Source organism: Rhodanobacter sp. LX-99 (assembly GCF_018599185.1).
Classification (GTDB): domain Bacteria; phylum Pseudomonadota; class Gammaproteobacteria; order Xanthomonadales; family Rhodanobacteraceae; genus Rhodanobacter.
Genome location: NZ_JAHFVL010000003.1, coordinates 572310 through 580511, shown reverse-complemented (window position 1 = coordinate 580511; position 8202 = coordinate 572310). Strand labels below are relative to the sequence as shown.

Annotated in this window: 8 protein-coding genes; 3 read left to right on the top strand and 5 right to left on the bottom strand. The window is 68.0% G+C overall.

What is annotated here, in order from left to right:
• A partial coding sequence (glmS, locus tag KK131_RS16655) for a glutamine--fructose-6-phosphate transaminase (isomerizing) (protein WP_214557831.1) occupies positions 1-1623 on the top strand: 1623 nt, incomplete at its 5' end.
• Positions 1624-1635: 12 nt separating this feature from the next.
• On the opposite strand, the gene KK131_RS16650 is transcribed toward glmS, so the two are convergent.
• The 5 genes from KK131_RS16650 to rfbB all read right to left on the bottom strand — a co-directional run bounded on the left by KK131_RS16650 (position 1636) and on the right by rfbB (position 6681).
• The gene (locus tag KK131_RS16650) at positions 1636-3048 is read right to left on the bottom strand and encodes a mannose-1-phosphate guanylyltransferase/mannose-6-phosphate isomerase (protein ID WP_214557830.1); all 1413 of its coding nucleotides are present in this window, start codon (positions 3046-3048) and stop codon (positions 1636-1638) included.
• Between the two features lie 14 nt (positions 3049-3062).
• Positions 3063-3998, bottom strand: a complete 936-nt coding sequence (gene rfbD / locus KK131_RS16645; protein ID WP_214557829.1) for a dTDP-4-dehydrorhamnose reductase — start codon at positions 3996-3998, stop codon at positions 3063-3065.
• Positions 3999-4139: 141 nt separating this feature from the next.
• On the bottom strand, positions 4140-4697 hold the full coding sequence (gene rfbC, locus KK131_RS16640; protein ID WP_214557828.1) for a dTDP-4-dehydrorhamnose 3,5-epimerase: 558 nt from the start codon (positions 4695-4697) through the stop codon (positions 4140-4142).
• Positions 4694-5584, bottom strand: coding sequence for a glucose-1-phosphate thymidylyltransferase RfbA (gene rfbA / locus KK131_RS16635; protein ID WP_214557827.1), 891 nt, complete (start codon positions 5582-5584; stop codon positions 4694-4696). Before rfbA ends, rfbC begins: the two co-directional genes overlap by 4 nt.
• A 26-nt stretch (positions 5585-5610) precedes the next feature.
• Positions 5611-6681 carry a dTDP-glucose 4,6-dehydratase gene (gene rfbB, locus KK131_RS16630; protein ID WP_214557826.1) on the bottom strand — a complete coding sequence of 357 codons (1071 nt, stop codon included), beginning with the start codon at positions 6679-6681 and terminating at the stop codon, positions 5611-5613.
• A gap of 23 nt (positions 6682-6704) precedes the next feature.
• On the opposite strand from rfbB, the gene KK131_RS16625 reads away from it, so the two are divergent.
• Both KK131_RS16625 and KK131_RS16620 read left to right on the top strand, forming a co-directional pair.
• Positions 6705-6980, top strand: a complete 276-nt coding sequence (locus KK131_RS16625) for a hypothetical protein (protein WP_214557825.1) — start codon at positions 6705-6707, stop codon at positions 6978-6980.
• Positions 6955-8121 carry a PLP-dependent aspartate aminotransferase family protein gene (locus KK131_RS16620; RefSeq protein ID WP_214557824.1) on the top strand — a complete coding sequence of 389 codons (1167 nt, stop codon included), beginning with the start codon at positions 6955-6957 and terminating at the stop codon, positions 8119-8121. The genes KK131_RS16625 and KK131_RS16620 overlap by 26 nt, the downstream gene beginning before the upstream one ends.
• Positions 8122-8202 lie beyond the last annotated feature (81 nt).

The window sequence follows — 8202 nt, the reverse complement described above, 5'->3', positions numbered from 1 at the left end:
GCGCATACCCGCTGGGCCACGCACGGCGTGCCGAACGAGGCGAACGCGCACCCGCACATCGCCGGCCGCGTGGCCATCGTGCACAACGGCATCATCGAGAACCACGCCCGCCTGCGCGCCGAGCTGCAGGCGGGCGGCCACGTGTTCACCTCCGACACCGACACCGAGGTGATGGCCGCGCTGATCGACCGCCACCTCGACCAGGGCCTGGACCTGCGCGAGGCGGTGCTGGCCACCGTGCGCGAACTGGAAGGCGCCTATGCGATCGCGGTGCTCAGCCGCGACGCACCCGGCCGCGTGGTCGGCGCGCGCCGCGGCGCACCGCTGCTGGTCGGCCTCGGCATCGGCGAGAACTTCCTCGGTTCCGATGCGCAGGCGCTGATCCAGGTCACCCATCGGATGCTGTACCTCGACGAAGGCGACGTGGTCGAGATCACCCGCGACAGCGTGCAGGTGTGCGGCCTCGACGGCGCGCCGGCCGCGCGCGCCGTGCACGAGAGCGAGCTGTCCACCGACGCGGTCGAGCGCGGCGAGTACCGCCACTACATGCAGAAGGAAATCTTCGAGCAGCCGCACGCGGTGGCCAGCACGCTGGAGGCGCGCCTGGGCCCGCACGGCGTGCTGCCGAACACCTTCGGCGTCGACAGCGACGCGCTGCTGCAGGCCACCCGCGGCCTGCACATCATCGCCTGCGGCACCAGCTACCACGCCGGCCTGGTCGCGAAATACTGGATCGAGGAATTCGCCCGCCTGCCGGTCAGCGTGGAAGTGGCCAGCGAATACCGCTACCGCGAGACGGTGGTGCCCGAAGGCACGCTGTTCGTGGCGATCTCGCAGTCCGGCGAAACCGCCGACACCCTGGCCGCGCTGCGCGAATCGCGCCGCCGCGGCTACCTCGGCACCCTGGTGATCTGCAATTCGCCCGAGTCCTCGCTGGTGCGCGAGGCGGACCTGAAGCTGATGACCCGCGCCGGCCCGGAAATCGGCGTGGCCTCGACCAAGGCGTTCACCACCCAGCTGGCCGGGCTCGCCCTGCTTTCGCTGGAACTGGCCCGCCGCCACGGCCTCGACCCCGACCGTTACATCGCCCTGTGCGCCGAGCTGCAGCACCTGCCGCGCGCGATCGAAGACGCGCTGCAGCTGGAGCCGGCGATCATCGAGCTGGCCGGCGAGTTCATCCAGCGCCAGCATGCGCTGTTCCTCGGCCGCGGCGCGCAGTACCCGGTGGCGCTGGAAGGCGCGCTGAAGCTCAAGGAAATCTCCTACATCCACGCCGAGGCGTACCCGGCCGGCGAACTCAAGCACGGCCCGCTGGCCCTGGTCGACGAGAAGATGCCGGTGGTCGCGGTGGCGCCGAACGGCCCGCTGCTGGACAAGCTGAAATCCAACTTGCAGGAAGTGCGCGCCCGCGGCGGCCGCCTGATCGTGTTTGCCGACGGCGCCGCCGGCATGGGCGACATGGCCGACCACGGCGTCATGCTGCGGGTGGAATCCGGCGGCAGCTTCATCGCCCCCGCTGTGTTCACCGTGCCGCTGCAACTGCTCGCCTACCACGTCGCCGTGCTGCGCGGCACCGACGTCGACCAGCCGCGCAACCTGGCCAAGTCGGTGACGGTGGAATAGGGTTTTCCGCGATCAGGCGCGGCCGTAGACGTCGTCGTAGCGCACGATGTCGTCTTCGCCCAGGTAGCTGCCGGACTGCACCTCGATCAGTTCCAGTGGCAGTTTGCCGGGGTTGCGCAGTCGGTGCCTGCTGCCGAGCGGGATGTAGGTGCTCTGGTTCTCGCTGAGCAGGAACACCTTGTCGTCGCAGGTGACCTCGGCGGTGCCGGAAACCACGACCCAGTGTTCCGCGCGGTGGTGGTGCTTCTGCAGGCTCAGGCTGGCACCGGGCTTGACCACGATGCGCTTGACCTGAAAGCGCTCGCCTTCCTCCAGCGAGTCGTAGCTGCCCCACGGCCGGTACACCACGCGGTGCAGCGAATGCTCGCTGCGGCCGGCGGCCTTCAGCCGCTCGACGATCTTCTTCACGTCCTGCGCGGCGTCGCGGTGCGCCACCAGGGTTGCGTCCGGCGTGGTCACCACGATCAGGTCGTCGACGCCGACGGTGGCGAGCAGGTGGCGATCGTGCGAGCGCAGCAGCGAGTTGCGCGTGTCCACCGGCATGGTGTCGCCTTCGCACAGGTTGCCGTCGGCGTCCTTGTCGCCGGTCAGCCACAGCGCCGACCACGAGCCGATGTCGCTCCACGCGCAGCTGACCGGGATCACCGCGGCGCGCTGGGTCTTTTCCATCACCGCGTAGTCGATCGACTTGTCCGGCACCAGCGCGAACGCGTCGTGGTCGATGCGCACGAAGTCGAGGTCGGTCGAGGCCTTCGCGTGCGCCTCGCGCACGGCGGCAAGCATCGCCGGCGCGTGCGCGGCCAGCTCCTCCAGGTAGCGCGAAGCCTTGAACAGGAACATGCCGGAGTTCCAGTCGTAGCCGCCGTCGGCGAGGTACGACTCGGCGGTGGCCAGGTCGGGCTTCTCGACGAACTGCTCCACGCGAAAACCGTGGCCGTCGATCGCCTCGGCGCGGCGGATGTAGCCGAAGCCGGTCTCCGGGCGATCCGGGCGGATGCCGAACGTCACCAGCCAGCCCTGCGCGGCCAGCGGCAGCGCCTGCCGTACCGCTTCGACGAAGGCGGCGGTATCGCCGATCAGGTGATCGGCCGGCAGCACCAGCAGCACGGCGTCGGCGTCGCGCTGCAGCGCCTGCAGTGCGCCCAGCGCGATCGCCGGCGCGGTATTGCGCGCCAGCGGCTCCAGCACGATGGAGGCGTCTTCGATGCCCGCTTCCAGCAACTGGTCGGCGGCGAGAAAACGGTGGTCTTCGCTGGCCACCACGATCGGCGCGGCGACGTGCGGCAGCTGCCGGGCGCGCGCGACGGTCTGCTGGAACAGCGTGCCCTTGCCGGCCAGTGCCAGGAACTGCTTGGGCAGGTTCTTGCGCGATACCGGCCACAGCCGGGTGCCGCTGCCGCCACTGAGGATGAGAGGGATCAACATGGCTGGGTCCTTGTTCAGTGCCCGGATGCGGCAAGCCGGCGCATCACGTCGTGCAGGCCGTGCTGCCAGTCGGGCAGCGGAAAATCGAAATGCTGCCGGAAGCCGCCATTATCCAGCAACGACCAGGCGGGGCGCACGGCCGGCGTGGGGAATTCGGCACTGCTGATCGGAACCACTCGCGGCGGCCGGGCAAGCACGCCCAGTGCCGCGGCCTGTTCGAAGATCGCGCTGGCGAAGCCATGCCAGCTGGTGGCGCCGCTGGCGACCAGGTGATGCGTGCCGGCCAGTTCGCGGCGCTGCGCGCTGTCGGACCGCAGCCAGCGGTCGAGGGCGGCGAGGGTGCCGTCCACGATCAGCCCGGTGTCGGTGGGCGCGCCGTGCTGGTCGGACACCACCCGCAGCTCGTCGCGCTCGGCGCCCAGGCGCAGCATGGTGCGCAGGAAGTTGTGGCCGTGCGCGGCGTAGACCCAGGCGGTGCGCAACGTCAGGTGGTCGGCGCCGCTGCCGCGCAGCGCCTGCTCGCCGGCCAGCTTGCTGCGGCCGTAGGCGCCGAGGGGGCCGGTCGGCGCGTCGACCGCGTACGGCTGCGACTGACTGCCGTCGAACACGTAGTCGGTCGAGTAGTGGATCAGCAGCGCGCCGTGCGCCGCCGCCCAGCGGCCGAGTACGCCGACCGCCTCGCCGTTGACGCGGGTGGCCAGCGTTTCTTCCTGCTCGGCGCGGTCGACCGCGGTGTACGCGGCGGCGTTGACGATCACGTCCGGCCGCACGCGGTCGAGCAGGGCGGGCAGCGATTCGGGGATCGACAGGTCGGCGGTCTCGCCATGGCCGCCGTGCGTGAGTGCGCCGTCGCGGGTGGCGACGGTCAGTTCGCCGCGGGTGGCGAGGCCGCCGTGCTCAAGAAACGTGCGACCGAGCTGGCCGTTGGCGCCGAGCAATAGGGTCTTCATGTCCACCTCCACCATCATCGTCATCCCCGCGCAAGCGGAGGGGCTTTTCAACAGCCGAAGGGCTGGTCACCCAGTGTCCTGGCATGGCCGGACGGCAGTCGCTGGATCCCTGCCTGCGCAGGGATGACGAGCAAAAAAAGCCTAGGCTTCGTACATCGGCAGCCGCTCGGGCGGAACGTCCTCGAGCAGCGGCGTCCTGCCGTCCTTGTCCGACAGCAGCGGCTCGCTCAGCGGCCAGTCGATGCCGAGCGCGGCATCGTTCCAGCGGATGCCGGCGTCGGCTTTCGGGTCGTACAGCGCGGTGCACTGGTAGGTGAAGGTGGCAAACTCCGACAGCACGCAGAAACCGTGTGCGAAACCTTCCGGCACCCAGAAGTGGCGATGGTTGTCGGCAGTCAGCATCACGCCTACCGACTGCCCGAACGTGGGCGAGCCGCGACGGATGTCCACCGCCACGTCGTAGACCTCGCCTTCGAGCACGCTGACCAGCTTGCCCTGCGGGTTCGGCCACTGGTAGTGCAGGCCGCGCAGCACGCCGCGGGCCGAGCGCGAGACATTGGACTGCACGAAGTTGACGTCGATGCCGGCCTCGATCCATTTGGCCTTGTTGTAGCTCTCGTAGAAGAAGCCGCGGGCGTCGCCGAACACTTGCGGTTCGAGGATCAGGGCGCCGGGCAGCGTGGTTTCGATCACTTTCATCGCACGTGGCCATGCCGGGTCAGCTGTTGCAGGTATTGGCCGTAGCCGGTCTTGGCCAGTGGGGCGGCCAGCGCCAGCAATTGCCCGGTGTCGATCCAGCCGTTGACGTAGGCGATTTCTTCCGGGCAGCACACCTTGAGGCCTTGCCGGTTCTCGATCGTCTCGATGTAGTTGCCCGCCTCCATCAGCGACTCGTGGGTGCCGGTGTCGAGCCAGGCGAAGCCGCGGCCTAGCTGTTCCAGGTGCAGCGAGTTGTCGTCGAGGTAGCAGCGGTTGAGATCGGTGATCTCCAGCTCGCCGCGGGCCGAGGGCTTCAGCGAGGCGGCGTAGTCGCACACGCGGCCATCGTAGAAGTACAGGCCGGTGACCGCGTAGTTCGACTTCGGTTGGGCCGGCTTTTCTTCCAGCCCGATCACCTTGCCGGCGGCGTCGAATTCGGCCACACCGTAGCGCTCGGGGTCTCTCACCCAGTAGCCGAACACGGTGGCGCCGTGCTCACGCGCGGCGGCGCGCTTGAGGCGCTCGGTGAAGCCGTGGCCGTAGAAAATATTGTCGCCCAGCACCAGGCAGCTGGGCTGGCCGTCGACGAAGTCGCGGCCGATGGTGAACGCCTGCGCCAGCCCGTCGGGCGAGGGCTGCACCGCGTAGCGGATGTCGATGCCCCACTGCGAGCCGTCGCCGAGCAGGCGCTGGAACATGTCCTGCTCATGCGGGGTATTGATCACCAGCACCTCGCGGATGCCGGCCAGCATCAGCGTGGCCAGCGGGTAGTAGATCATCGGCTTGTCGTACACCGGCAGCAGCTGCTTGCTGACTGCGCGGGTGATCGGGTGCAGCCGGGTGCCGGAACCGCCGGCGAGGATGATGCCTTTCTGCGTGCTGCTCATGAGCCCGTCCTTTCTGTTTTCGGCTTTCATGAGCCGAGTCGCTCCATGCGGTAGCTGCCGTCGAGCACGCGCTGCACCCACGGCTGCTGCGCCAGGTACCAGTCCACCGTCTGCGCGATGCCGGTTTCGAAGGTCTGCGACGGCTTCCAGCCCAGTTCGGCCTGCAGCTTGCTGGAGTCGATCGCGTAGCGGCGGTCGTGGCCGGGGCGGTCCTTGACGTAGGTGATCAGCGACTCGCGCGCGCGACCGTCGGCCAGCGGCCGGCGTGCGTCGAGCAGGGCGCAGATGGTCTTCACCACGGCGATGTTCTCGCGCTCGGCGTTGCCGCCCACGTTGTAGGTTTCGCCCACCCGGCCGGCATCCAGCACGCGGCGGATCGCGCTGCAGTGGTCGCCCACGAACAGCCAGTCGCGGATGTTTTTTCCGTCGCCGTAGACCGGCAGCGCTTCGCCGGCCAGCGCCTTCTGGATCACCAGCGGGATGAGTTTTTCCGGGAACTGGTACGGCCCGTAGTTGTTCGAGCAGTTGGTGGTCAGTACCGGCAGGCCGTAGGTGTGGTGGAACGCACGCACCAGGTGGTCGGAGGCGGCCTTCGAGGCAGAGTACGGCGAGTTCGGCGCGTACGGCGTGGACTCGGTGAACTTGCCGCTCTCGCCCAGCGAGCCGTACACCTCGTCGGTGGACACGTGCAGGAAGCGGAACGCCTCGCGGGCGGCGCCTTCGAGGCTGCGCCAGTAGTCGCGGGCGCATTCCAGCAGGCCCAGCGTGCCGACCACGTTGGTCTGCACGAATTCGGCCGGGCCGTCGATCGAGCGGTCCACGTGCGACTCGGCGGCGAAATTGACGACGGCAGCGGGCCGGTGCTCGGTCAGCAGCCGCGCCACCAGCGCGCGGTCGCCGATGTCGCCGTGCACGAACACATGCCGCTCGTTGCCCTGCAGCGACGCCAGCGTGTCCGGGTTGCCGGCGTAGGTGAGCTTGTCCAGGTTGATCACGCGCAGGCCGTCAGCCACCGCCTGCAGCACGAAATTGGCGCCGATGAAGCCGGCTCCGCCAGTGACCAGCAGGGTCTTGTTCCATGCGGATGATTCGTTCATCGATACGTCCCTAATTCAACTAAATGGGTCTGCCGGGGAGTTTCAACGCCCAGCGGACGGCAAATGATGCCGGTTCTGGCCGCGATGACCAAGCACTGCTCATACTTGGCAAGGGTGCCGCAGCGGGTGAAGTGCCGAAAAACCAACAGTTTGCTCACTTCCAGATGAACGTTATCTTCATCCGTTTGCCCGGCTGTCGCCCCTTAGCGGCTAGAATTGTCCGCTTGATCCTCATCCAGGTGGCCCGTCCGGCGGGCTGGGAGAAACAGAGCGATGAAAAGCGGCAAGCAACGCAGTGAACAGGGAATGGGCACCCGCGCCATCCATGCCGGCCAGCATCCCGATCCCAGCACCGGCGCCATCATGACGCCGATCTACGCCACCTCGACCTACGTGCAGGAGAGCCCGGGCAAGCACAAGGGTTACGAGTACTCGCGCACGCAGAACCCGACGCGGATGGCCTACGAACGCTGCGTGACGGACCTGGAAGGCGGCGTGGCCGGCTTCGCGTTCGCCTCCGGCCTGGCCGCGGCGGCGACCGTGCTGGACCTGTTGGATTCGGGCAGCCACGTGATCGCGATGGACGATCTCTACGGCGGCACCTACCGCCTGTTCGAGAAGGTGCGCCGGCGCTCGGCCGGACTGGATTTCAGCTTCATCGACCTGAACGATGGTGCCGCGCTGAAGGCGGCGCTGAAGCCGAACACGCGGATGATCTGGGCGGAGACGCCGACCAACCCGATGCTGAAGCTGGTCGACCTGGCCAAGGTCGCCGCGTTCGCGAAGAAGCACGGCCTGATCCTGGTGGTCGACAACACATTCTGCTCGCCGATGGTGCAGCGGCCGCTGGAATATGGCGCCGACCTGGTGCTGCATTCGGCCACCAAGTACATCAACGGCCATTCCGACATGGTCGGCGGCATCGTGGTCGCCGGCAACCAGGAACTGGCCGGGCCGATGGGCTTCCTGCAGAACTCGGTGGGCGCGGTGGCCGGTCCGTTCGACGCTTTCCTCGCCATGCGCGGCCTGAAGACCCTGCATTTGCGCATGAAGGCGCACTGCGAGAGCGCGCTGGAGCTGGCCAGGTGGCTGGACAAGCACCCGGCCGTCGATCGCGTGATCTACCCGGGACTGAAGAGCCACCCGCAACACGCGCTGGCCAGACGCCAGATGGATGGCTTCGGCGGCATCGTCACGATCGAGGTGAAGGGCGGCCTGAAGAAGGCCCGGCGCATGCTGGAACGCTGCAAACTGTTTGCGCTGGCCGAGTCGCTCGGCGGGGTGGAGAGCCTGATCGAGCACCCGGCGATCATGACCCACGCCTCAGTGCCTGCGGCCAACCGCAAGCGGCTTGGGATCAGCGACGGGCTGGTACGGTTGTCGGTGGGGGTGGAGGACATAAGAGATCTGCGCGACGAACTGGAGCGTGCATTGAGTTGAACGCTCGAGTCGCCGCTAGGTCCTCATCACCTCGCATGCGAAGTGATACGCGCAGCGGTGTGCCACTTATCCTCAGGATTG

Bases quoted from the DNA above. Each gene is read 5' to 3' on its own strand.
- rfbB (WP_214557826.1), bottom strand. From the start codon at position 6,681: ATGAACGAATCATCCGCATGGAACAAGACCCTGCTGGTCACTGGCGGA.
- KK131_RS16625 (WP_214557825.1), top strand. From the start codon at position 6,705: ATGGGTCTGCCGGGGAGTTTCAACGCCCAGCGGACGGCAAATGATGCC.
- rfbD (WP_214557829.1), bottom strand. From the start codon at position 3,998: ATGAAGACCCTATTGCTCGGCGCCAACGGCCAGCTCGGTCGCACGTTT.
- rfbA (WP_214557827.1), bottom strand. From the start codon at position 5,584: ATGAGCAGCACGCAGAAAGGCATCATCCTCGCCGGCGGTTCCGGCACC.
- rfbC (WP_214557828.1), bottom strand. From the start codon at position 4,697: ATGAAAGTGATCGAAACCACGCTGCCCGGCGCCCTGATCCTCGAACCG.
- KK131_RS16650 (WP_214557830.1), bottom strand. From the start codon at position 3,048: ATGTTGATCCCTCTCATCCTCAGTGGCGGCAGCGGCACCCGGCTGTGG.
- KK131_RS16620 (WP_214557824.1), top strand. From the start codon at position 6,955: ATGAAAAGCGGCAAGCAACGCAGTGAACAGGGAATGGGCACCCGCGCC.